Annotated in this window: 22 protein-coding genes and 1 riboswitch; of the genes, 9 read left to right on the top strand and 13 right to left on the bottom strand. The window is 73.0% G+C overall.

Going from position 1 to position 20,999, the window contains the following annotated elements; translation table 11 throughout:
• Window positions 1-34 precede the first annotated feature (34 nt).
• Window positions 35-550: an NUDIX domain-containing protein gene (locus tag GA0070621_RS09025; RefSeq protein WP_091193281.1), complete on the top strand. Its 516-nt coding sequence runs from the start codon at window positions 35-37 to the stop codon at window positions 548-550.
• Window positions 551-592: 42 nt separating this feature from the next.
• On the opposite strand, the gene GA0070621_RS09020 is transcribed toward GA0070621_RS09025, so the two are convergent.
• A complete protein-coding gene (locus tag GA0070621_RS09020; protein WP_091193278.1) occupies window positions 593-1,768 on the bottom strand; it encodes an LLM class flavin-dependent oxidoreductase in 1,176 nt (391 codons plus the stop codon).
• A 156-nt stretch (window positions 1,769-1,924) separates the two neighbouring features.
• Between GA0070621_RS09020 and GA0070621_RS09015 the strand changes: the two genes are divergently transcribed.
• Together GA0070621_RS09015 and GA0070621_RS09010 are read left to right on the top strand one after the other, a co-directional pair.
• Window positions 1,925-3,331 carry a selenium-binding family protein gene (locus tag GA0070621_RS09015; protein WP_091193276.1) on the top strand — a complete coding sequence of 469 codons (1,407 nt, stop codon included), beginning with the start codon at window positions 1,925-1,927 and terminating at the stop codon, window positions 3,329-3,331.
• Window positions 3,328-3,966, top strand: a complete 639-nt coding sequence (locus GA0070621_RS09010; protein WP_091193273.1) for a hypothetical protein — start codon at window positions 3,328-3,330, stop codon at window positions 3,964-3,966. The genes GA0070621_RS09015 and GA0070621_RS09010 overlap by 4 nt, the downstream gene beginning before the upstream one ends.
• Window positions 3,967-3,999: 33 nt before the next feature.
• Here the strand turns inward: GA0070621_RS09010 and GA0070621_RS09005 are convergent, their stop codons facing one another.
• Window positions 4,000-4,542 (bottom strand): RNA 2'-phosphotransferase, encoded by a 543-nt coding sequence (locus tag GA0070621_RS09005; protein WP_091193271.1) that lies wholly within the window; start codon window positions 4,540-4,542, stop codon window positions 4,000-4,002.
• Window positions 4,543-4,623: 81 nt separating this feature from the next.
• Window positions 4,624-5,304 carry a DUF305 domain-containing protein gene (locus GA0070621_RS09000; RefSeq protein ID WP_091193268.1) on the bottom strand — a complete coding sequence of 227 codons (681 nt, stop codon included), beginning with the start codon at window positions 5,302-5,304 and terminating at the stop codon, window positions 4,624-4,626.
• A gap of 301 nt (window positions 5,305-5,605) precedes the next feature.
• Between GA0070621_RS09000 and GA0070621_RS08995 the strand changes: the two genes are divergently transcribed.
• The gene (locus tag GA0070621_RS08995; RefSeq protein WP_167666731.1) at window positions 5,606-7,366 is read left to right on the top strand and encodes an LVIVD repeat-containing protein; all 1,761 of its coding nucleotides are present in this window, start codon (window positions 5,606-5,608) and stop codon (window positions 7,364-7,366) included.
• Between the two features lie 67 nt (window positions 7,367-7,433).
• Here GA0070621_RS08995 and GA0070621_RS08990 read toward each other — a convergent pair whose 3' ends face one another.
• Window positions 7,434-8,483: an aldo/keto reductase gene (locus GA0070621_RS08990; RefSeq protein WP_091202219.1), complete on the bottom strand. Its 1,050-nt coding sequence runs from the start codon at window positions 8,481-8,483 to the stop codon at window positions 7,434-7,436.
• 274 nt (window positions 8,484-8,757) lie between these two features.
• Here GA0070621_RS08990 and pgi point away from each other — a divergent pair, with 274 nt between their 5' ends.
• A complete protein-coding gene (gene pgi, locus GA0070621_RS08985; protein ID WP_091193265.1) occupies window positions 8,758-10,392 on the top strand; it encodes a glucose-6-phosphate isomerase in 1,635 nt (544 codons plus the stop codon).
• A gap of 103 nt (window positions 10,393-10,495) precedes the next feature.
• Here the strand turns inward: pgi and GA0070621_RS08980 are convergent, their stop codons facing one another.
• The 4 genes from GA0070621_RS08980 to GA0070621_RS08965 form a co-directional block, all read right to left on the bottom strand.
• Window positions 10,496-11,566 (bottom strand): hypothetical protein, encoded by a 1,071-nt coding sequence (locus GA0070621_RS08980; protein ID WP_091202218.1) that lies wholly within the window; start codon window positions 11,564-11,566, stop codon window positions 10,496-10,498.
• The gene (locus tag GA0070621_RS08975; protein ID WP_167666730.1) at window positions 11,473-12,579 is read right to left on the bottom strand and encodes a transporter substrate-binding domain-containing protein; all 1,107 of its coding nucleotides are present in this window, start codon (window positions 12,577-12,579) and stop codon (window positions 11,473-11,475) included. Before GA0070621_RS08975 ends, GA0070621_RS08980 begins: the two co-directional genes overlap by 94 nt.
• Window positions 12,580-12,659: 80 nt before the next feature.
• The gene (locus GA0070621_RS08970) at window positions 12,660-13,070 is read right to left on the bottom strand and encodes a hypothetical protein (RefSeq protein WP_091193263.1); all 411 of its coding nucleotides are present in this window, start codon (window positions 13,068-13,070) and stop codon (window positions 12,660-12,662) included.
• A gap of 73 nt (window positions 13,071-13,143) precedes the next feature.
• Window positions 13,144-13,686 (bottom strand): GNAT family N-acetyltransferase, encoded by a 543-nt coding sequence (locus GA0070621_RS08965; protein WP_091193260.1) that lies wholly within the window; start codon window positions 13,684-13,686, stop codon window positions 13,144-13,146.
• Window positions 13,687-13,790: 104 nt separating this feature from the next.
• Window positions 13,791-13,902, top strand: a riboswitch (SAM riboswitch).
• Window positions 13,903-13,934: 32 nt separating this feature from the next.
• Here GA0070621_RS08965 and GA0070621_RS31085 point away from each other — a divergent pair.
• The 4 genes from GA0070621_RS31085 to GA0070621_RS08950 all read left to right on the top strand — a co-directional run bounded on the left by GA0070621_RS31085 (window position 13,935) and on the right by GA0070621_RS08950 (window position 16,587).
• Entirely contained in the window at window positions 13,935-14,066 is a 132-nt protein-coding gene (locus GA0070621_RS31085) for a hypothetical protein (RefSeq protein ID WP_269455489.1), read from the top strand.
• 105 nt (window positions 14,067-14,171) lie between these two features.
• On the top strand, window positions 14,172-15,029 hold the full coding sequence (locus GA0070621_RS08960; protein ID WP_091193258.1) for an ABC transporter substrate-binding protein: 858 nt from the start codon (window positions 14,172-14,174) through the stop codon (window positions 15,027-15,029).
• Window positions 15,030-15,067: 38 nt separating this feature from the next.
• A complete protein-coding gene (locus GA0070621_RS08955) occupies window positions 15,068-15,847 on the top strand; it encodes an amino acid ABC transporter permease (protein ID WP_091193255.1) in 780 nt (259 codons plus the stop codon).
• Complete coding sequence (locus GA0070621_RS08950; RefSeq protein ID WP_091193253.1) at window positions 15,844-16,587, top strand: amino acid ABC transporter ATP-binding protein; 744 nt, start codon at window positions 15,844-15,846, stop codon at window positions 16,585-16,587. The genes GA0070621_RS08955 and GA0070621_RS08950 overlap by 4 nt, the downstream gene beginning before the upstream one ends.
• A 110-nt stretch (window positions 16,588-16,697) precedes the next feature.
• Here the strand turns inward: GA0070621_RS08950 and GA0070621_RS08945 are convergent, their stop codons facing one another.
• The 5 genes from GA0070621_RS08945 to GA0070621_RS08925 form a co-directional block, all read right to left on the bottom strand.
• On the bottom strand, window positions 16,698-17,390 hold the full coding sequence (locus GA0070621_RS08945; protein WP_091193250.1) for a RibD family protein: 693 nt from the start codon (window positions 17,388-17,390) through the stop codon (window positions 16,698-16,700).
• Entirely contained in the window at window positions 17,387-18,040 is a 654-nt protein-coding gene (locus GA0070621_RS08940; protein ID WP_091193246.1) for a GTP cyclohydrolase II, read from the bottom strand. The genes GA0070621_RS08945 and GA0070621_RS08940 overlap by 4 nt, the downstream gene beginning before the upstream one ends.
• A gap of 54 nt (window positions 18,041-18,094) precedes the next feature.
• On the bottom strand, window positions 18,095-18,988 hold the full coding sequence (locus tag GA0070621_RS08935) for a lysylphosphatidylglycerol synthase domain-containing protein (protein WP_231921034.1): 894 nt from the start codon (window positions 18,986-18,988) through the stop codon (window positions 18,095-18,097).
• Window positions 18,989-19,154: 166 nt separating this feature from the next.
• Window positions 19,155-19,961 carry a class I SAM-dependent methyltransferase gene (locus GA0070621_RS08930; RefSeq protein WP_091193243.1) on the bottom strand — a complete coding sequence of 269 codons (807 nt, stop codon included), beginning with the start codon at window positions 19,959-19,961 and terminating at the stop codon, window positions 19,155-19,157.
• On the bottom strand, window positions 19,958-20,995 hold the full coding sequence (locus tag GA0070621_RS08925) for a glycosyltransferase family 4 protein (RefSeq protein WP_091193241.1): 1,038 nt from the start codon (window positions 20,993-20,995) through the stop codon (window positions 19,958-19,960). The genes GA0070621_RS08930 and GA0070621_RS08925 overlap by 4 nt, the downstream gene beginning before the upstream one ends.
• Window positions 20,996-20,999 lie beyond the last annotated feature (4 nt).

The raw sequence follows: 20,999 nt of genomic DNA, 5'->3' as shown, positions 1-20,999 counted from the left end.
CGCCCCGGGGGCCGGGCGGGTAACGTGCTGCGGCGTGACCCTCGTACCCCACTCGTACTGCTCGTACTGCGGCGCCGCCTACCCGGCGGAGGCCGGCTGGCCGCGCGTCTGTGCGGCCTGCGGCGGCACGATGTGGCGCAATCCGCTGCCGGTGGCGGTGGCGGTGCTGCCGGTACGGACGCCGACCGGGCTGGGCGTGGTGGTGGTCCGCCGGGACATCGAGCCGGCCCGCGGCCAGCTCGCGCTGCCCGGCGGCTTCATCGAGTACGGCGAGGAGTGGGACGAGGCGCTGGTCCGGGAGCTGCGCGAGGAGACCGGCCTGCTGGCCGAGTTCGGCCAGGCGCGGCTCTTCGCGGTGCACGGGGCGCCGGCCGGGGGCACCATGATGGTCTTCGGCGTGCTGCCCGAACGTGCCATCGGGGACCTCCCGCCGTCGGCGCCGACCGAGGAGGCCACCGAGTGGCTGGTCGTCACCGAGCCGGTCGAGCTGGCCTTCTCCACCCACACCCGGGTGCTCGCCGACTTCCTCGCCGGCCAGTCGCCGGCCTGAGCCACCGGACCGTGACCCGCGCGGACGGGCGGCTCACCCGGGTCAACCCCGCGCCGAGACCGGTACGGCGGCCGCCTGCGGTGTGAACGGGATGCCCGCCGGGGCGGTGGCCGTCTCGCCGGCCGGGTGCCGCCACAGCCCGCGCCGGCGCAGGATGGGCAGCACCCCCTCGCCGAACCAGTACGCCTCCTCCAGGTGCGGGTGCCCGGAGAGGATGAACTCGTCGATCCCCAGGGCGTGGTACTCGGCGATCCGATCGGCGACCTCGGTGTGGCTGCCGACCAGGGCGGTGCCCGCGCCGCCCCGGACCAGTCCCACCCCGGCCCACAGGTTCGGCGCGACCTCCAGGCCGTCGCGGGACCCGCCGTGCAGTGCCGACATCCGCCGCTGGCCCTCCGACTCGCTGCGCCGCAGCCCTTCCTGGACGGCCCGGACGTCGGCGTCGGCGATGCGGTCGAGCAGCCGGCGGGCCTGGGCCCACGCCTCGTCGGTGGTGTCCCGCGAGATGACGTGCAGCCGGATGCCGAAGCGCAGTTCCCGGCCGGCCTCGGCGGCCAGGCCCCGGATCCAGTCCAGCTTGCCGGCCACCTGCGCCGGTGGCTCGCCCCAGGTCAGGTAGACGTCGCTGTGTCGCACCGCCACCGGCCCCGCGGCGGCCGACGAGCCGCCGAAGTAGACGGGCGGCACCGGGTCGGGCAGCCGACTCAGCCGGGCACCCTCGACGTGCAGGTGCGCGCCCGTGTGGTCCACCTGCGCGCCGCGCCAGAGCGCCCGGACGACGTGCAGGAACTCGTCGGTGCGCGCGTACCGGGCGTCCTTGTCGAGGAAGTCGCCGTACGCCCGCTGCTCGGCCGACTCCCCGCCGGTGACGACGTTGAGCAGCAGCCGGCCGCCGGAGAGCCGCTGGAACGTCGAGGCCATCTGCGCGGCGAGGGTGGGTGAGAGCAGCCCGGGGCGGAAGGCGACGAGGAACTTCAGCCGCTCGGTCACCTGGGCCAGCATCGCGGTGCTCAGCCAGGCGTCCTCGCACCAGGCGCCGGTCGGGGTGAGCACGCCGACGAAGCCGAGCTGCTCGGCGCCACGGGCGATCTGGCCGAGGTAGCCGACGCTGGCCGGGCGGGCGCCACCGGCGGTGCCGACCGGTACGCCGTGCCCGCCGCCCACGATGTTCCGGCTGTCGCCGTAGGTCGGCAGGAACCAGTGGAAGGTGAGCGGCATCGGGACCTCCGGGGCGGTGGGGGCCGCCTCCTGAGGGATGGGACGGCCACGCCGACAGACTACCCATAAATCCTATCGGGTTGATAGGTTACTTCAGCTCGCCGGTTGCTCGACCGCCTCGGCGTAGCCACCCCTGAACCGCAGACCGGAGACGCCATGACCCGCTGGACCCCCGACCCGAGCTTCTACCCGTCGCCCCGCGAGGCGGCCACCGCACCCGCCGAGAAGCTGGCGTACGTCGCCGCCTTCGACCGGGCGGGGCAGCGCCCCGACGCCATCGCGGTGCTCGACACCGACCCCGGCTCCGACGCGTACGGGCAGGTGGTGGGCTGGACCGAGCTGCCCTTCACCGGCGACGAGCTGCACCACTTCGGCTGGAACGCGTGCAGCAGCGCGCTCTGCCCGACGGCGCCCCACCCGCACGTCGAACGGCGCTACCTGATCGTGCCCGGGCTGCGGTCGTCCCGGATCCACGTCCTGGACACCCGGCCCGACCCCCGACAGCCCAGGCTGGTCAAGGTGATCGGTCCGGAGGAGTTGGCCGAGCGGGCCGGCTACTCGCGCCCGCACACCGTGCACTGCGGCCCCGACGGCATCTACGTCTCGGCGCTGGGCGGCGCCGACGGGCAGGAGGGGCCGGGCGGCATCGCCGTGCTGGACCACACCTCGTTCGAGGTACGCGGAGCGTGGGAGGCCGACCGGGGACCGCAGTTCCTGGCGTACGACTTCTGGTGGCACTACAACCGGGACGTGCTGGTCACCAGCGAATGGGGCACGCCGTCGATGATCGAGGACGGCATCATCGGCGAACTGCTGCTCGGCCGCCGCTACGGGCACGCCATCCACTTCTGGGACCTGGCGAAGCGCCGGCACGTGCAGCGCGTCGACCTCGGCGACCAGTACCAGATGCCCCTGGAGCTGCGCCCGGCGCACGACCCGACGAAGACGTACGGGTTCGTCGGCGTGGTGATCAGCGTGGCGGACCTCTCCGCCTCGATCTGGCTCTGGCACCGCGACGGCGACGCCTGGGCGGTGACCAAGGTGATCGACATCCCCGCCGAGCCGGCCGACCCGGCCGACCTGCCCGACCTGCTCAAACCCTTCGGCGCGGTGCCGCCCCTGGTCACCGACATCGACCTGTCGGTGGACGACCGGTTCCTCTACGTCTCCTGCTGGGGCACCGGTGAGCTGATCCAGTACGACGTCAGCGACCCGTTCCACCCGGTGCGAACCGGCTCGGTTCGGCTGGGCGGCATCGTCGCGCGGACCGCCCACCCCGCCTACCCCGACGAACCGCTCTCCGGCGGCCCGCAGATGGTCGAGATCAGCCGGGACGGACGCCGGGTCTACGTGAGCAACTCGCTCTACGGATCGTGGGACGACCAGTTCTACCCCGACGGGGTGGGCGCCTGGCTGGCCAAGCTGGACGTCGACCCGGAACGCGGCGGGCTGGCCCCCGACCCGCGGTTCTTCCCGCGGGGCGACGACTTCCGGGGACTGCGGGTGCACCAGACGCGGTTGCAGGGCGGGGACGCGTCCTCCGACTCGTACTGCTTCCCGTGACCGGCGCGACCTGGGCGGCGCTGGCCGGCCTCGGCGCGTTCCACGGCGTGAACCCGGCGATGGGCTGGCTCTTCGCGGTCGCCCGGGGCCTGCAGGAACGCCGCCGGGCGGCGCTGTTGTGGGCGCTGCCGCCGATCGCGGCCGGCCACCTCGCCTCCGTCGCGGTGGTCGCGGCGCTGGTCAGCGCGACCCGCTCGGTGACGGCGAGCACGGCGGTCGCGGTCGGCGGCGGCGTGCTGCTGGTCGGGTTCGGGCTGTGGCGGCTGCTCTCCGAGCGGCACTTCCGCTGGGCGGGGATGCGACTGTCACCGCCCCAGCTCACCGCCTGGTCGTTCCTGATGTCCTCGGCGCACGGCGCGGGGCTGATGCTGCTGCCGGTGCTGCTCGCCGAGCCGGCGGCGGACGCGGGATCACACGCCGGGCACCTCGCCGCCGCGCCGGCCGGCGCGCTGACCGGGCTGGCGGCGGCGGGCGTGCACACCGCGGCCATGCTCGGCGTCGCGGCCGCGGTCGCCCTGCTCGTGTACGAGGTGCTCGGTGTCGGTGTGCTGCGCCGCGCGTGGTTCAACGTGGACCGGCTCTGGGCCGGCGTGCTGGTGGCCGCCGGTGTGGTGACGCTGATCGGCGCGACCTGAGCCGCCAGACCTCCCCGTCGACGGTGACCGCGGCTATGGAAAGCTCAGGTACGCGGGCGGCACCGCGTCGGTGAGCCAGACCCCGTTGGCGCTGCGGTAGAAGACGTATCCGTTCTCGGCCATGGGGGCGGCGTCGACGGTGAGCACCACCACCGCGCCGCCGCGCCGGGCGCCCACCCGCCGGGCCGTCTCCACGTCCGGTGACAGGTGCACGTGGTGCCGGCGACCCCGGCGCAGCCCCTCGACGCGGATCGCCGGCACCACGCTGTCGCTCGTACCGTGGAACAGCCGGTCGGGCGGCGTGGCCGGGGCCAGCCCGAGTTCGACCGGGACGGAGTGGCCCTGGTTGGCCCGGACCCGGTCGACGCCGTCCGGCCCGCGCTCGACGGCGAAGCGCTGCTTGTCGTTGCCGGCGACCACGGCGTCGAGTTGGCGACGGGTGATCCGCAGCGCGGCGAGCAGGTCGGCGACCGGCACCCAGCCGGCCCGGTCGAGCGCCAGGCCGAACCGGTCCGGGCGGTGCCGCAGCGCGAGGGACATCTTCTTGCTCACCCGGACGAGGTCACGATGATCCACTCCACCAGTGTGGCACCGTCCCCCGTGTCGTGCGCCGATGATGCGCCCGCTCTCCCGTCCCTCGCGCGGCAGGTGATGGGACTACTTCGCGGTGCCCAGCGCCTCGCGCATCCGGTTGATCTCGGCGCTCTGCTCCGCGATGACGCTGGTGGCCATCTCGTTGATGATGCCGTCGACCCCGAGCGCCAACACCTCGCCCGCCATGTCGATCGCACCCTGATGATGCTCGATCATCATCGTGACGAACATCCGGTCGAAGTCGGCGCCCCGGGCGGCGGTGAGCAGCTCCAATGCCTCCGCCGACTGTATGCCGGCCATGCCGTGCTGGTGGCGGCCGCCTGAGTTCCGGTCCAGGCCCCGGTCCGTCAGCCAGGTCTCCAGCACCTTGATCTCCGGTTCCTGGGCCGCCAGGATCCGGTCGGCGATGATCTTGAGTTGCGGGTTCTGCCCCCGGTCCGCCACCAGCCTGGCCATCACGAGCGCCTGCTCGTGATGCGGAATCATCATCGTCACGAACCGGATGTCGGCGTTGTTGTGCGACCGGCGCGGCAGGGGCGACATCTCGTTGGCCTGGAGGGTTTTCGCCGGCTCACCGGGAGCCCCGGGCAGCAGCACCGGCGCGGTCGCGTCGGGCACGCCGGGCAGGGCGAGCGGTTCCGGCGGGTTCGCCTTCGCCACCGGCTTCGGCTGGTCGTCGGGCCACCAGACGACCGCCGCGACCCCGGCGGCCACCACCGCGAGCACGACCAGCTCGACCAGCACAATCGCCCGCGACCGTCCAAAAAGAGCCCGGATCCGTACACCTAGCACAACTTGACTCCCGCCGTCCGTCGAGGATGGCCGGGATCGTAACGCGGGGTGACCTGCACCGGGAGGATCGCGGGCAGCGAAAAGATTCTATTTTGGTCCCACCTGCGGTTATTCGCGTCGCCACGCCACCACCACATTCACCTAACCGTGACCACGAGCCGGCACAGACTGTGACCTGGATCACAATATGAGATCGATCTCCGGGTTAGGGTCCCGCTACCCTGCTCAACCCCATGACGAAGGGTGTCCATACATGTTGGAACCAACCCCACGAGGAAGCCGAAGGCTGGCCATCACCCTGGCCGCCACAGGCGCCCTTCTTCTCACGGCCGCCGTGGCCGCGGCGCCGGCGAGCGGCGCCACCGAGACCACAGACGTGTGTGACTCGTTCGAGGCTGCCGGAGACAACTTCGCCGAGTACTGCATCGCCGAGGAGGCGGCCAACGACGCGGTCGCCGCGAACGCCATTCCGGGCGTCGACGAGATCGTCAGCAGTCCCAACATCCGGCAGATCGCCAACTACCCGAAGTTCGGCGGGTTCGCCAGCGAAGGGGCGTACAACTCGGACCTGGCGTTCCAGGGCAACTACGTCTTCGCCGGCAACTACGAGGGCTTCAGCGTCTTCGACGTCAGCAACCCCGCCTCGCCTCAGGTGGTCAGCCAGGTCGTCTGCTCCGGCTCGCAGGGCGACCCGTCGGTCATCGGTAACCTCCTGTTCCTCGCGGTCGACCAGGTACGGACCAACGACTCGTGCACCAGCGCGGTCGGCTCCGTGACCAACCCGGCCCACTGGGAGGGCGTCCGGATCTTCGACATCAGCGACAAGGCGCACCCGCAGTACATCAAGTCGGTCCGCACCGACTGCGGTTCGCACACCCAGACGCTGGTGCCGGGCAAGGACGGCAAGACCGCGTACATCTACGTGCAGTCGTACAGCCCGTCGGCCAGCGCCGCGTACTGCAAGCTGCCGCACGACAAGATCTCGATCATCAAGGTGCCGCTGGACAACCCGACCGCTGCCGCGGTGGTGGCCACCCCGGTCCTCTTCCCGGGAACCACCGGTGCGAACTCCACCAGCGGCTGCCACGACATCACCGTCTACCCGGAGCTTGACCTGGCCGCCGGCGCCTGCATGGGCGACGGCGTCCTGATGGACATCTCCGACCGCGAGAACCCGGTGATCATCAGCCAGGTCCGGGACACGAACTTCGCGTTCTGGCACTCGGCCACCTTCAACAACGCCGGCACCAAGGTCGTCTTCACCGACGAACTCGGCGGCGGCAGCAGCGCGATCTGCACCAGCAGCTACCGGGCCAACCAGGGCGCGGACGCGATCTACGACATCGTCGGCTCGGGTGCGGACCGCAAGCTCGTGTTCCGGAGCTACTTCAAGATCCCGCGGCTGAACAGCCCTCGGGAGAACTGCGTGGCGCACAACGGCTCGCTGATCCCGGCGATGGGCCGCGACATCATGGTCCAGGCGTGGTACCAGGGTGGGATCTCGGTCTGGGACTTCACCGACTCGGCGAACCCGGTCGAGATCGCTTACTGGGAGCGGGGCCCGCTCTCGGAGACCCGCAACATCCTCGGCGGGGCCTGGTCGACGTACTACCACAACGGATACATCTACTCGAACGACATCCAGAAGGGCCTCGACGTCATCAAGCTGGACGACCCGCGGACGAACAACGCCCGGGCGATCGCGTTCGATGAGCTGAACGTGCAGACGCAGCCCAGCTACCCGGCCTGCACCACCATCCTGACCAACCGGCAGAACGGTGGGCTCGACATCAACTCCGGCATCACCTGCCTGGACGGGGTGACGGTCAACGGTGCGACCAAGGTCGCGCCGGGCGCCGGTCTGATCGCCTTCAACTCGACCCTCAACGGCTCGGTCACCGCGACCGACGCCTCCGTGGTGTCGATCGTGGAGAGCAACGTGAACGGCTCGGTGGCCGCCGTCGGCGCCACCGTGCGGGACAGCAAGGTCACCGGATCGGTGAAGACGAGCTGATCCCCGGCCCGTCAACGGCACCAGAGCTCCGGCCCGGCGGAATCCGCCGGGCCGGAGCCCGGAGTGTTCAGGCGGCGGCTCGGTCGGCGAGGGGCCGGCGCCGCGCGGCCCGATCGGTGAGCACCGGCGGCGACCAGGCACCGTCCGGCTGGTAGAGGTTGGTGCCGGGCGGGACGATCTCGTCGATCCGGTCCAGGACGGCGTCGTCGAGGGTGAGCGAGGCGCCCTTGAGCAGCCCCTCCAACTGCTCCATCGTGCGCGGTCCGGTGATCGCCGAGGTGACCGCCGGGTGCGCGACCGTGAACGCGACAGCCAGTTCCGGCAGGGTGCAGCCGACCTCCTCGGCGAGCACGGCCAGGTCCTCCACGGCGGCGTACTTGGCGGCGTTGCCGGGCAGCGCCGGGTCGAACCGGGCCGGGGTGAGCGCCGGCCGCCCGGCGGTCAGGTCCACCGACCGGCCCTGCCGGTAGCGGCCGGACAGGAACCCGGAGGCCAGCGGGCTCCACACCAGGACACCCATGCCGTAGCGCTGGCAGACCGGGAGCACCGCGGTCTCGATCCCCCGGGCCATGATCGAGTACGGCGGCTGCTCGGTGCGGAACCGGCCGAGCGCGCGCCGCTCGGCGACGTGGTGCGCCGCCACGATCTCCTCCGCCGGGAAGGTGGAGCAGCCGAAGGCGCGGATCTTGCCGGCCCGTACCAGATCGGTGAGCGCGCCGAGGGTCTCCTCGACGTCGGTCGTGTGATCGGGCCGGTGCACCTGGTAGAGGTCGATCCAGTCGGTGCCCAGCCGGCGCAGGCTCTCCTCGACCTCCCGGACGATCCAGCGCCGCGAGTTGCCGCCCCGGTTGGGGCCCTCCCCCATCGGGAAGTGCACCTTGGTCGCGAGGACCACGTCGTCCCGGCGACCGCGCAGCGCCTTGCCGACGATGACCTCAGACTCGCCGGCGGAATACATGTCGGCGGTGTCCACGAAGTTGACGCCCTGGTCGAGGGCGGCGTGGATGATGCGGACGCAGTCGTCGTGGTCGGGGTTGCCGACCGCGCCGAACATCATCGTGCCGAGGCAGTGGACGCTCACCTGGATGCCGGTGCCGCCGAGCACTCGGTAGCGCACGGGTTGCTCCTTCCGATGGACCCGCCGGATCGGACGGCGGGCGGTCCGGCCACCGTAGGATTTCGAGTGCACTCGAGGTCAATCGGACCGACCGGGTGGCGGCGTGGGTCGAACAGGCGTCCCAACGGCGGCCGGTCGACATCCGACGTCCAAGGGATGGGCGATGTCGGGTCGCGTCGCGCCGGCCTCCTTCGGGTGGCAGGCTGATGGGGTCGCCGCAGCGGGGCGACGACGGCCCGCTGGCAGACCTCGTCGTGAAGGAGAGATCGACCCGATGGCTGTGGACGTCACCACCACGGACGAATGGCAGGCCCTGCGCAAACATGCCGAGGCGCTGCGCGACACCCACCTGCGGGAGCTGTTCGCCACCGACGGGCAGCGAGGTGCCCGGCTCACCGGCGACGTCGCCGACCTGCACGTGGACTACAGCAAGAACCTGGTCACCGACGAGACGCTGCGCCTGCTCACCGCGCTCGCGGAGCGGGTCCGGCTGACCGACCGGATCGCCGCCATGTTCGCCGGCGAGCACATCAACTCCACCGAGGACCGCGCCGTGCTGCACACCGCGCTGCGCCTGCCGCGCGACGCCTCGCTGACGGTCGACGGGCAGGACGTGGTCGCCGACGTGCACGCCGTGCTCGACCGGATGTCGGCCTTCGCCGACCGGGTACGCTCGGGCAGTTGGCGTGGATACACCGGCGAGCGGATCACCACCGTGGTCAACATCGGCATCGGCGGCTCCGACCTCGGGCCCGTGATGGCGTACGAGGCGCTGAAGGCGTACCGGGACGCCGGGATCTCCTGCCGGTTCGTGTCCAACGTCGACCCGACCGACATCCACGACAAGACCACCGACCTGGACCCGGCCAGCACGCTTTTCGTCGTGGTCTCCAAGTCGTTCACCACCCAGGAGACCCTGGCCAACGCCGACCAGGCCCGGCGCTGGCTGCTCGCCGGGCTGGACGCGGAAGACTCCGCGATCGCCCGGCATTTCGTCGCGATCAGCACCAACGAGCAGCGGGTCCGCGACTTCGGCATCGACCCGGAGAACATGTTCGGCTTCTGGGACTGGGTGGGCGGCCGGTACTCGCTGCCCTCGGCGGTCGGGCTGTCGGTGATGCTGGCGATCGGGCCGCAACGGTTCCGGGACATGCTGGCCGGCTACCACGCCGTCGACGAGCACTTCCGCACCACGCCGGTCGAGCGGAACCTGCCGGCGCTGCTGGGCCTGCTCAACGTCTGGTACACCGATTTCCTCGGCGCGCAGACCCACGCGGTGCTGCCGTACGCGCAGTACCTGCACCGGTTCCCGGCGTACCTGCAACAGCTCACCATGGAGAGCAACGGCAAGTCGGTGACCGTCGACGGCACCCCGGTGACGTACCCGACCGGGGAGATCTTCTGGGGCGAGCCCGGCACCAACGGTCAGCACGCCTTCTACCAGCTGATCCACCAGGGGACGCGGCTCGTCCCGGCCGACTTCATCGCGTTCAGCCAGCCCAACCACGACCTCGGGGACATGCACGACCTGTTCATGTCGAACTTCCTCGGACAGACCGCCGCGCTCGCGTTCGGACGTACCCGGGAACAGGTCGAGGCGGAGGGCACCCCGGCCGACGTGGTGCCGCACCGGGTGATGCCCGGCAACCACCCGACCACGTCGATCATCGCGCCGAAGCTGACCCCGTCGACGCTGGGCCAGTTGATCGCCCTCTACGAGCACATCGTGTTCACCGAGGCGGCGGTCTGGGACATCAACGCGTTCGACCAGTGGGGCGTGGAACTGGGCAAGGTGATGGCCAACCAGCTCGCGCCGAAGCTCACCGGAAGCGCACCGGACCTCGGCGACGTGGACTCCTCCACCGCCGCGCTGATCCGCCGCTACCGCGCCGAGCGCGGCCGGGACTGACCCGTACGCCGGCGGCGGCGACCTCGACCCGGGTCGCCGCCGCCGGCGCGGTCAACCGGCCGCAAAGGTCGGCGTGGGCCGCCCTCCGGCTGCTCTGTCGGCGTCAGTCGCTCGCCCTTCGCGGCGGCACCTCCAGCCGGCCGGAGCAGCGGCCGTCCACCGGCTCGGGTCGTTGCCGCGGCATCATCCAGTCCAGCGCGGTCCGCTCGACCGGCCAGCCCTGGACGGTGACCTCGCTGACCGGCAGCCGTTCCGGGCCGGGGCAGAGAATCTGGGCCCGAACCTCCTCGTTGGGGAGGAAGCGGACCCGGCCGTGGCTGTCCATCACGATCGTCATCCGGTCGGTCACCGTGATCGCCTGGCCGGGCACCACCTCGACCGCCGGCTCGGGCGGCGGCGGCCCGACCTCGACCGCCACCGGCGGCAGCAGCGGCACGCGCAGGAACACCGTGCCGCTGACCAGCGGCACCACCGCGGCCATCACGTAGGACGCCAGCTGGGTCAGCAGCGGCGCGGACCGGCGCGGGATCGGCCCGGTGAGCACCACGGCCGCCGCCGGGGGCACCCCGAGCAGCGCCGCCGTGGCCAGCTCACCGTGGCGCAGCGCGGCGACGATCGCCGGGGCCAGCCAGACGTACGCGACCAGGCCGGCGAGCAGTGGCAGCACCAGCCCCAACGCGAGCAGCAGGTCGACGCGGTCCGGGTACCGGTGGCGGACCCGCAGCCCGACGAGCCACAGCACGATCATCAGCAGCGCCGGCAGGAAGCGCATCTGCCAGGTGAGCGCCGCCAGCACCGACGCCGCGGCCAGCACCCAGCCCGGGGTACGCGCGGTCGCGTACGCCAGCAGCGACCGGTCCGGGTCGAACCGCTCCGGCGCGCTGACCCGCAGCACCGAACCGAGCACGCCCGTGCCGAGCACCACCAGCGGAAACGCCCAGACAAGCGCGATGAGCAGCGCGCTGAGCAGGCCGAGTGGGCTGACGTACTGCACCAGCAGCAGCATGGTCGGCATGTCCTGCCGACTGAGCTGCCACAGGCGCAGCACCAGCAGCAGCACGGGGAACGCCGGCAGCAGCGTCAGCAGCCACTGCTGCCCCTGCCGCGCGCCCGGCCGGCGCGCCGGGCCACCCGACGGGCGGGACCCGAGGGGACGAGGACCATCGACTCCCACGGCCACTGGCGTACCTTCACCTTCCGACACTCCGGCTGCTGCCCCACCGCCACCTGCTGCGGCCCGTTGGCGGGCTGCTCCCGGGCCAGGTTCGCTTCGAACGCGGCGTCCCAGGCGTCCTTACCGGGCCGGGAGGCGGCCTGGTAGAGGGACCAGTCGACCAGCTCCCTCATCGCCGGCTTCGGGCCGGTGTTCACCCCCCACTTCTCCTCCAGGTCCTCACCGATGTCCCAGTGCCGCAGCGGCTTCACCCCGCGCAGCGGGTACTTCGGGGCCGCGTCGGGGGCCAGCGGCGCCACGAAGCCGGACAGGATCGCCGCGTCCGTGGTCACCGCGTCGACAGTGCCGTCGTAGAGCTCCTGCACGCACTCGCTGATCCGGTTCTTGCCACTGGCCTCGGCCCCGTACGACCGCAGCCGCAGCTCCGAGGTGGAGGTGGCCAGGGTGCAGACCTTACGGCCGCGCAGGTCCCCCAGCCCGTCGACCCGGCCCGGGTAGTCGCGCAGCGTCAGCACCGACTGTTCCGTCGCCAGGTACGGCTCGGAGAAGACAACGCCCTGCTCCCTGCGCTGCTGGGTGATGCTGTACGAGGCGATCACCAGGTCCACGGTGACGAACTTCGTCCCGTCGTACGCCTGCCGGCGCGCCCGGTCCTCGCTCTCGATCGGCAGGAACCTCACCTGCCGGCGCTTGAACCCCAGGTCGGCCGCGATCATGTAGGCGATGTCGATGTCGAAGCCGCGGTAGCTCCCGTCCTCCATGAGTTGGGAAACCCCGGGCTGGTCGTCCTTGACCCCGATCAGGAGTTCCTGTTTGCCGTCCAGGCCGGCCTGGCTGCGCAGCTCGGCCAGCGTGGGTGGACCGGTGGCGGTGGTCACGCCGACCACCGCGACCCCGAGCAGCACGAGCACCAGCAGCAGGGCCGACAACCGAAGCTGCCGGAACCGGGCGGCGCCGCCCGAGGCGACGAGCTGCTCCGGCGGGCCGATGCCCGGTTCGCTGATCTGGCTCACGTCCGGCCTCCCGCCTCCGCCGCTCGGAACGAGGCTCCATTGTGGCCGACCGGGCCCAGCGGCCGTCGGACCTGCGCCGGTCAGTCCCGCAACAGTTCGGCGTGGGCGGCGCGGAGCCGGGCGAGTGCCGGGTCACCGGCCGGGGCGCGGCGCTCCAGCTCGGCCCAGACCTCGGCGAGAGCGTCGGTCAGCGCCCGCCGCTCGGCCGCGTGTCGCCGGCTGCTCTGCCGGTGCAGCTCCTCGAGGCGACGGGACCAGCCCGCGTTGATCGCGGCCAGCCGTTCGACGTCGGCCCGGGCCTGCGCCGCGGTGCGGGCCGTCGAGGCGGGCACGATGGCGGCGACCGGACGCGGGTCGCCGTCGCGGGTGACCACGGTGATGGTGTCGGTCAGCTCGGCGAGGGCGACGAGCTGGGTGAGCCGGGTGCGGACCTCGCGCAGCGGCAGGGCGCGCGGCTGGGGGGACCGATCGGCCAGTGCGGGGGCAGCCATGGACAGATGTTCACGTACGGGTATGACAAAACTCCCCCGCGTGGTCCCCGTCCGGCCCGCGGCGACCGGCCCGTCAGGGCTTCCATTCCGGGGCCAGCACCGACCAGACCTCCATGTCGGCGCGGCCGGTCGGCCCGGGTACGGCGTCGCGGAGGACGCCGTCGCGCCGCATGCCCAACCGCCGGGCGACGGCGATGCTGCGGTCGTTGCCGGCCTTGGTCACCCATTCCACGCGGTGGATGCCCCGCTCCCGGATCGCCCAGTCGATGATCACGCGGGCGGCCCGGGTGATCAGGCCCTGCCCCTCGGCGGCGGCCTCCACCCAGCAGCCGGCCTCGCAGACGCCACGGGCGGCGTCAAACGACACGAACATCACCCCGCCGACCAGGGTGCCACGCTGCCAGATGCCCCAGATGCCGCCGCCGTCGCGCGCCCACCGGTCGGCGTAGTTCTGCAGCACCCGGCGGGCGGAGTCGGCGTCGGTGGCGACGAAGGACGCGCCCACCCAGGGGGCGATGCGCTCCCGGCAGCGGTCGAGGTTGGCGAGGAACTCGTCGGAGCGCCACGGGTCGAGCGGCCGCAGCTCGGCGTCGTCGGTCAGGGGTAGGGCGAACACCGGAGAAACCTAGCAGCCCGACCGGACCGACGTAAGGCGCGGCACGTGAGGGTGGTCATAACGGCTGGACGCCCCGGGTGGCGCTGCTGCTAACGTGATCGCCAGGTCATGAGCGCCAGCGCCAAGCCCCGGCTCGCTGGCCGGCAACCCTCCTCCGCGGTGGGGTGCCCCGGGTGAGGACCAGGCACCGGCAGCACGCCGGTGCAAGCGTGGCCTGGCACCCAGGTCATCACCGACCAGAGGGAACCATGTCTGCTCAACTCCGCACCCCGCCCGTCGACGGCGTCGCCTACCCGGCCGACTTCGCGCTGGTCAAGCGTCGGCACGTCGATCTGATGCGGGTGTGCAGCGACTCCTGTCGCCGCGCCGGCGCGCGCTGACGCACCACCTCCTCCTTTCCCTGAACCACCCCTCGCGGCTCGCCCGAACCCGGGCGCACCGTTGGCGGCGTGCGCCCACGTCGCCATCCGACCCTGGAGAAACCTGTGCGATTCCTTCCCGCCCTGACCCGCGTCGCCGCGCTCGGCGCCGCCGCCGTGCTCGCCGCCACCGGCCTTGCCGCCTGCGGCGACGGTGGCTCCACCGACGGGACCGCCAACCCGTACGGCCTGCTCCAGGCCGGCGTGCTGCGGGCCGGCACGCTCACCGACGCCCCGCCGAACGTGTACCTCAAGGACGGCAAGTTCACCGGCTTCGACAACGACCTGCTCACCGCGGTCGCCGCGAAGGTGGGCCTGAAGGTCGAGTTCGTCGGCACCGACTTCTCGGCGCTGCTCTCCCAGGTCAACAACCACAAGTTCGACGTGGGCAGCTCGTCCATCACGATCACCGAGGCGCGCAAGAAGACCGTCGACTTCGGCAACGGCTACGACTTCGGCTACTTCGGACTCGACGTGCCGGCCGGCTCCTCGATCAGCGGTTTCGACCAGCTCACCGGCAAGCGGGTCGTGGTCGTACAGGGCACGGTGCAGGACGACTACGCGACCCGGGAGAACCTCAACCCGGTACGGGTGCCCGACTACAACGGCGCGATCAACCAGCTCAAGGCCGGCACCGCCGACGCCTGGATCGCCCCGGCCGAGATCGGCGACAAGTCCGCCGCGGACAGCAACGGCAAGATCACGGTGGCCGCCAAGCAGCTCAGTCCGGCCCCGACCGCGTACGCCGTGGCCAAGGGCAACGACAAGCTGCGCGAGGCGCTGGACAAGGGCCTCGACGAGGTGATCGCCGACGGCACCTGGAGCAGGCTCCAGGCGCAGTACTACCCGGGCCGGCCGATCCCGGCCGACTTCAAGCCGGGCAGCGGAACGGTCGCGGTGCCGTCGCCGTCGGCCGCTTCCTGAGTAGTCCGGACGAGCGAGCGGGGCGGTAGGAGAAGACGATGGATCCGTTGCGCACCCTGTGGGAGACCTTCTTCGACTGGGACGCCATGCGCGAGGCGCTGCCCGAGATGCTGACCGTCGGGCTGCCCAACACGCTGATCCTGGCGGTCTCCGCCGCCCTGCTCGGCTCGGTGCTGGGCATGCTGCTGGCCGTCGCGGGCATCTCGCGTACCCGATGGTTGCGGTGGCCGGCCCGGGTCTACACCGACGTGTTCCGCGGCCTGCCGGCGGCGGCGACCATCCTGCTGATCGGCGTCGGCCTGGCGCCGCTCGGCATGCAGGTGTGGGGGCCGAACCCCTACCCGCTGGGCATCCTGGCGCTGTCGCTGATCGCCGCCGCCTACATCGGCGAGATCTTCCGCTCCGGCATCCAGAGCGTCGAGGCCGCCCAGCTGGAGGGTGCCCGGGCGCTCGGCTTCTCCTGGGGCGAGGCGATGCGCCTGGTGATCGTCCCGCAGGGTGTACGCCGGGTGCTGCCCGCCTGGGTGAACCAGCTCATCGCGCTCATCAAGGACTCCAGCCTGGTCTACTTCCTCGGGCTGGTGGCCAGCGAGCGGGAGCTGTTCCGGATCGGTCAGGACTACGCGGCCACCACCGGCAACGAGTCGGCGCTGCTGCTGGCCGGGCTGTTCTACCTGGTACTGACCGTGCCGCTGACCCACGCGGTCAACTGGATCGACCGGCGGCTGCGCCAGGGCCGTACGGCCGCCCTCCCCGACCCGGACCTCGACCTCGCTCCCGCCGGCACGGCGGCCCCGCCCGGAAAGGACGCGCGTTGAGCACCGTCACCGCCACCTCGGTCAGCCTCGCCGTCCGGGACGTACACCTGGCCTTCGGCGCCCATCAGGTGCTGCGCGGCGCCGACCTGGACGTGGCCCGGGGCGCCACCGCCTGCGTGATCGGCCCGTCCGGCTCCGGTAAGTCGACCCTGCTGCGCACCATCAACCGGCTCATCGAACCGGACCGCGGCGACGTGCTGCTGGACGGCCGCAGCGTGCTCGGCGACGACCCGGACGCGCTGCGCCAGCGCATCGGCATGGTCTTCCAGCAGTTCAACCTCTTCCCGCACATGACCGTGCTGCGCAACATCACCCTCGCGCTGCGCAAGCTCAAGAAGCTCGGTGAGGACGAGGCGGCGCAGGTCGCCCGGGAACAACTGGACCTGGTGGGGCTGGCCGGCAAGGCCGACGCCCGGCCGGCGCACCTGTCCGGCGGGCAGCAGCAGCGGGTGGCGATCGCCCGCGCGCTGGCCCTCCGCCCGCAGGTGATGCTCTTCGACGAGGCCACCTCGGCGCTCGACCCGGAGCTGGTCAAGGGCGTGCTCAAGGTGATGGCCGACCTCTCCGCCGCCGGCATGACGATGGTGGTGGTCACCCACGAGATGGGCTTCGCCCGCGAGGTCGCCGACACGGTGGCCTTCATGGACGCCGGCGTCGTCCTCGAGGCCGGCGAGCCGGCCGCCGTCTTCGAAGCGCCGGAGCACCCGAGGTTACGCCGCTTCCTGTCCCAGGTGCTCTGACCCCGGTGCTGCCCGGCCCCGCCGCCTCGTCCTCCGGTAGCGGGGCCGGGTGGCGCGCCGCTCACCGCCGGCACGGCCCGGGTCGAAGCCGGGGGCGTCCAGCGACCGGGTCAGCCCGGCGGGCAGCGGTCGGAGAGGGCGTACCGGGTGAGCACCACGTCGTCGATCTGGCGTACCTCGACGACCCGGGCGCGGCGGCCCGGACGCCAGGGGAAACGCCCGTCCCCGACGAACCGGGGCGCCCGGCGGTCGCCGACGAAGAACGGCGCGACCACCAGGTGCAACTCGTCGGCGACGCCGGCGGTGAGGAACTGGCCGTGCACGCTGCCGCCGCCCTCCACCATCAGCCGGCGGACGCCCCGGACGGCGAGGTCGGTGAGGATCGCCTGCGGGGTGACCGGTTCGCCGACGTCGACCACGGTCGCCACCTGGCCGACCTGCTCGCGGGTCTTCTCCGCCGCTCCGGTCGGGCAGTAGACCAGCTTCACCCCGTCGCCGAGCGCGAAGAACCGGGCCGTCGGGTCGAGGTCGCCGCTGCCGGTGACGGTGACCTTCACCGGCGACGGCGGCAGGCCGCGCGCCACCCGGTCGGCCCGCCGCGTGTCGGAGCGCACCAGCAACCGTGGGTCGTCGCGGCGGACGGTGGCCGCGCCGACCAGGATGGCGTCGCAGGCGGCCCGGACCGCGTCGATCCGGTCGAGGTCGGAGTCGTTGGAGAGCAGCAGCCGATCGGTGGTGGCGTCGTCGATGTAGCCGTCGATCGACATGGCGCAGCTCAGCAGCACGTACGGCCGGGCGGTCACGGCACGAACGGCAGGTCGAGGGCGTGGTCGGCATGGGTCGCCTTCGCCGCCAGGTAGTTGGCGTTCGCCGGGGACAGGTGCACGCCGGTCGGTACCCGGTCGACCACCGTCACGCCCAGCCGGTCGAGCTGGGCCGCCTTGTCCGGGTTGTTGCTGAGCAGGGCCACCCGGCTCACGCCCAGCGCGGCGAGCATCTGCGCGGCCACCGTGTAGTCACGCTCGTCGGCGCCCCGGCCCAGCGCCACGTTCGCCTCGTACGTGTCCAGACCCCCGTCCTGGAGGGCGTACGCGTCGAGTTTGGCGTACAGGCCGATGCCCCGGCCCTCCTGGCGCAGGTAGAGCAGGTATCCGCCGGCCTCGGCGATCCGCTCGACCGCCTCCCGCAGCTGTGGCCCGCAGTCGCAACGCTGACTGCCGAACACGTCCCCGGTGAGGCACTCGCTGTGCGGGCGGACCAGCGGCGGTACGACGTCCGGCGCCGGGCGGTCCTCGGCGGCGGCCCGGTCGCCGAGCCCGAACGCGAGGTGCTCCCGACCGTCGACCAGGCCGTGGAAGGAGTGCAGCCGGGCGGTCGTGACGTACCCGTCGGGGAACCTCAGCGGGACCGTGACCTGGGTCCGAACCGTGGCCGTGGGCAGCGTTTCGTCCATCGTTCTCCTTCGTCCGGGGCTGCCGGACGCGCCGGCAACGAGCACCTCGCACCCTCACCGTAGGCGGGATGACCGACAGTTGCCGGCCTCCCGGCGGGGGATCCGGCGCAGCAGCACCGCCGCGCCGGGCAGGCTGGCGACCAGAACCAGCGCGCCGTACACCGTGGCGGTGGCGACGCCCTGGGCGGCGGTCAGCCCGGCGGCGGCGAACGCCCAGGCGGCCACCCCTTCACGCGGCCCGAAGCCGGCCACGTTCGCCGGCAGCCCCATGGCCAGCAGCGCGAGCAGGGCCAGCGGCAGCAGCCGGGGCAGCGGCGCGTCGGCGCCCGCGGTGCGCGCCGCGAGCACGAAGGTGGCCAGGTGGCCGGCGACCACCACCACCGACGCCGTGACCACGCCGAGCCAGGTACGCCGGGCCAGCAGGCCGGCGCGGACGTCCGCCACGGCGGTACGCGCCACCCGCGCCCAGCGGGACGCGCCGGAGCGGGGCACCGCCCGGGCCAGCAGCACCAGCGCCAGCCCGGCGACGGCCAGCCCGGCCGCCAGCACCGGCAGGTACGCCCGGACCGGCGACGGCAGCACCGTCAGGACGCCCACCGCGATGCCGAGCTGGACCAGCTGACCGGCCGTACGCTCCCAGACCACGGCCCGGATGCCCCGGGCGATGTCTCCGGCGTCGCGGCCGTGCCGGAGCGCCCGGTGCACGTCGCCGAGCACCCCACCCGGGAGGGTGGAGTTGAGGAAGACCGCCCGGTAGCAGTGGGCGACGGCGGTCGGCAGCGGCAGCCGTACGCCGAGCCCGTCGGCGACCAGCGACCAGCGCCAGGCGCTGCAGACGGTGGTGACCGCGCCGATGGCGAGGGCGGCGGCGAGTGCCGGCGCGTCGATCATCCGCAGCCCGGTCAGGAACGGGCCGGCGCCCACCGACCAGACCAGGACGCCGAGCACCGCGAGCCCGCCGAGCGCCCGTACCCACGGCCAGGGCGACCGGACCGGTCGCGCCTCGGGCCCGGCGGGCGCGGCGGGTGCGGGGCGGACGGTGGTGGTGGTGATGGCGGGTGCCAAGCGGTCCTCCCTCGGTCCCCTGATGTCACGGGCCCCGGCGCGGGGTGGTTCACCCGGCCAGCAGGTCGGCGTGGTGCAGCACCACGCGCAGTCGACCGGACGCCGCCTCCGCCAGCCGCCGCTCCCGGTACGCCCCGGCCGCGCCGGCCAAGTCCGGCCGTTCCTCGACGGACGCGTCGAGCCAGCCGGCCAGCCACTCGGCCGTCAGCGCCGGCTGATCGGGGCCGAGCCGCCAGGGGCTGGACCGGATCTGGACGTCGACTCCCCGGTGGCGGAACGCGGCCACGGTGGCGGGCACGGCGTCCGGCCCGAGCAGGGTCCGGCCGTCGACGGTGCGGCGCTGGTGGGCGTTGAACGCGGCGGTCAGCTCCGCGTCGAGCGGGTCCGTCGGGGTGAACTCCACCCGGCCGACCACGGTGAGCGCGAAGAGCGTGGGGCGGCCGGCGCAGGCGGCCACGGTCCGTTCGACCTCGTCGGCGGTGAGCATGTCCAGCAGCGCCGACGCGGTGACCAGGTGGGCGTCGGCGAGGTCGGCGGCCCGCAACCGGGTGATGTCGGAGCCCCGGGTCGCCACGGTGACCGGCCCGCCGTCGGCGGTGTCCCACTCGGCGGCGGCGCGGGCCAGCAGGTCGGGGTCGCGCTCGTGCAGCACCCAGTGCTGCGGGCCGGGCAGGCGGGGCGCGAGCCAGCGGGCCATCGAGCCGGTGCCGCTGCCCAGGTCGTGCACGACCACGGGCCGGTCGGCCGGCAGCCGGCGGCGGACCGCGTCCACCAGGTCGACCGAGCGGGCCGCCGCGTCGGCGGGCTCGCGCAGCCACAACCAGTCGGCGAAGTCGGGGGGAAGTTGGATGGTCAAGCCGACGCCGCCTCCTTCAGGGCCGCCGCGAGCCGGTCCACGGTGACCGTCCAGCCGGTGAGGGTGTCCCGCCGCCGCCGGGCCGCGCGGCGCAGCCGGTCCCGCAGGGTCGGGTCGGTGAGCCAGCGGCGCAGCGCGCCGGCCAGCGCCGCCGGGTCGTCGGCGGGCACGAGCAGGCCGGGCCGGTGGCCGTCCGGGGTGTGTCCGAGCGCCTCGGGCAGCCCGCCGGTGTCGCTGCCGAGCACCGGTACGCCCCGCGCGAGGGCCTCGGTTACCACCATCCCGTACGTCTCCCGCCGGGACGGCAGCACCAGCAGGTCGGCGGCGGCGTACGCGGCGTCCCGGGCGGCCCCGGCCCATGGTCCGGGCAGCCGGACCCGGTCGGCCAGGCCGGTGTCGGCGAGCTGCCGGCACAGCCGCTCGACGAAGCCCGGGTCCCGACTGAGCGGACCGACGCAGTCGCAGGTCCAGGGCAGGTCGGCGAGGGTGGCCAGCGCGGCGGCGAGCACGTCGTGCCCCTTGAGCGGAGTGACGGCCGCGACGCAGAGCAGCCGGGTGCCGGCCGGCGAGCCGGGGGCGACCGGTGCCGGGTCCGCTCCGGGCGCGGCGACCCGTACCCGCCCGGCGGGGAGCCGATGGCGGTCGAGCAGCCGGCGGCGGGTCCACTCACTGGTGGCGATCACGCCGGCCGCCCCGGCCAGCGACCGGGCCTCGGCCTCGTCCCCGGCGGGCAGGTGGACGAGCACCACCAGGCGCAGCCGCCGGGCGTGCGGGGCCAGCACCTCCGGCACCACGGCGGCGACCAGGCCGTCGAGCAGGACGAGCGCGGCGTCGGGCAGCGCGGCGAGCAGTCCGGCGAGGGCGGCCCGCGCCGCCGGCTCGGGATGCGGCCAGCCGCCGGGCACGGGGTGCTCCCGGACGGTCCAGCCGAGGGCGGCCAGGCCGTGACAGACCCGCCGGTCGTACGCGTTGCCCCCGCTGGGGTCGGCCGGGTCGTCGATGTCGCCGGGCAGCACCACGTGGACGAGCGTCATCCGG

Source organism: Micromonospora narathiwatensis, from assembly GCF_900089605.1.
Classification (GTDB): Bacteria; Actinomycetota; Actinomycetes; order Mycobacteriales; family Micromonosporaceae; genus Micromonospora; species Micromonospora narathiwatensis.
Note: the sequence above shows the minus strand (reverse complement) of the source record. Positions and strands in the feature narration are given on the sequence as shown.